Consider the following 1,901-nt stretch of genomic DNA (forward strand, 5'->3'; position numbering starts at 1 on the left):
TGTGTATCATGACAAAGTCACCTTTCGGGCCTATATGGGAGACCCTATAACATCTATGGTAGGGAAACACATTTATCAAACTATATATTTGATGTATACTGTTTCTATTTTGGGTGTTGCGTTAACAATGGTCAGTACGTATGTAATTAATCAATAGTAGAGGTGGCAAATGAAAGGATTTTTTGTAGGACTTCAATTTTTAACACGTTTAAAAATTGTAAACCAAACAGAGTGGAAAGTAGAAGACTTTGGCGCATCCGTTACATATTTTCCTTTAGTAGGACTTGTTATTGGTGTCTTTATGTGGGCATTTTATGCCTTAGCAAATTCGTATATTCCGATATCCTTACTGATGCTTATGTTAGTTATCTTTGAATTTCTATTTACTGGTGGACTTCATGCAGATGGATTTATGGATACCTGTGACGGCTTATTTTCAGGGCGCGATCGAGAACGTAAATTAGAGATTATGAAAGATAGCCGAGTAGGGAGTAATGGAGTAGTAGGCTTTGTATTCTTAACCCTCTTAAAATGGCAACTACTAGTTAATTTACCAATCTATGTAGTCCCTATAGTCTTAGTTAGTATGCCCCTGTTAAGTCGATATACTATGGTGATTAGTATTCAAAAGTTTCCTTATGCAAGACCAGAAGGAATCGGTAAATTTTTTGCAGACAATGCTCCTAAGTATGCTTTGCCAGTAGCGACCCTATTAGCATTATTACCATTGTTCTTCTATGAATGGTTTTATGCGTATCTATATGTCATTGCCCTCTTAGTTAACCTTATCATTAACTCCTATGTGACAAAACATTTAGGAGGGACTACAGGGGACACGTATGGATTTGTATGTGAATTATCAGAAATTTTTATCATTTTAGGCGCAATTATTGTAAGTGTTATATAAATGAAAGGAGGAAGTAGAGTTGGCATTTTATGTAAGAACGCCAGGCACTTGTGGAGAGTTTATTCAAGGCTCCATAAAAGGACAACGATTTCTAGTAACCTGTCCTATTAATCGCTATTCTTATGCCATTGGTGATGTACAATATCCACTTCCTCTTTCATCGATTTCTTTACAGTCAAAGGCCTATCAAGCTTACATCACGGTATTGGATACATTGGGAATCGATCGATCTACGGCGAAGCCTGTATATTTACATTCCGATATTTTACAAGGAAAAGGATTGGCTTCTAGTAGTGCAGATATTAGTGTAGTAGCAATGGCTACAGCAAAAAGTCATGGCTACGATCTTTCTATGGAGCAATTAGCCTCTATTTGCTTATCAATCGAACCTACAGATGCTCCCTTTTACCCTGGTATAGTTCAGTTCGATTATCTAAATGGTACATGTTGTGAATTATTAGGCACATGTCCACCGATTCGTATCGTCATGTTTGATGAAGGCGGTACGATTGATACGGTACAATTTAATCATCAGCAAAATTTAGATGTTTTAATTGATGAAAAAGAAGAGTTGATGGTAGAAGCTTTAGCAAAATTTAAAGAAGGTATACATAAGCATAATGTGAAACTTATTGGTGAGGCCTCTACCATTAGTTCTTTCGGCAATCAACGTATTTTGCATAAGGCAAACTTATATGCGTTACATCAAATTGGGGTAGAGTGTAATGCGATAGGAACGATTATTGCCCATAGTGGAACTGTACTGGGTTTGCTATTTCCCCCAGACTCACCAAGTATTGTACACTGCTTGCAACAAGTAAAGCAGGAATTGCCAAATCTTACCTTCATGGATATAGTGGAAACAACGAATGAAGGAATTACTTTCATGGAACGATAAAGGAGGTTATGATGGTGAAAACAACGAATGTGCATGGTGGTAATGTGCATAAAGCGAGTCGACTATTAGATACTTCCTTAGATCAGATTTTAGATT

Annotated in this window: 2 protein-coding genes; both read left to right on the forward strand. The window is 36.8% G+C overall.

All coding sequences use genetic code 11. The annotated features are described in order from the left end of the window. The first annotated feature begins 169 nt into the window (after positions 1 to 169). A complete protein-coding gene (gene cobS / locus HMPREF9200_RS01375) occupies positions 170 to 907 on the forward strand; it encodes an adenosylcobinamide-GDP ribazoletransferase (RefSeq protein ID WP_009353011.1) in 738 nt (245 codons plus the stop codon). Positions 908 to 926: 19 nt separating this feature from the next. Continuing rightward, positions 927 to 1,805 carry a GHMP kinase gene (locus HMPREF9200_RS01380; RefSeq protein WP_009353012.1) on the forward strand — a complete coding sequence of 293 codons (879 nt, stop codon included), beginning with the start codon at positions 927 to 929 and terminating at the stop codon, positions 1,803 to 1,805. The last annotated feature ends 96 nt before the right edge of the window (positions 1,806 to 1,901 follow it).

Origin of the sequence: Veillonella sp. oral taxon 780 str. F0422, from assembly GCF_000221605.1 — a bacterium.
Taxonomy (GTDB): Bacteria; Bacillota; Negativicutes; order Veillonellales; family Veillonellaceae; genus F0422.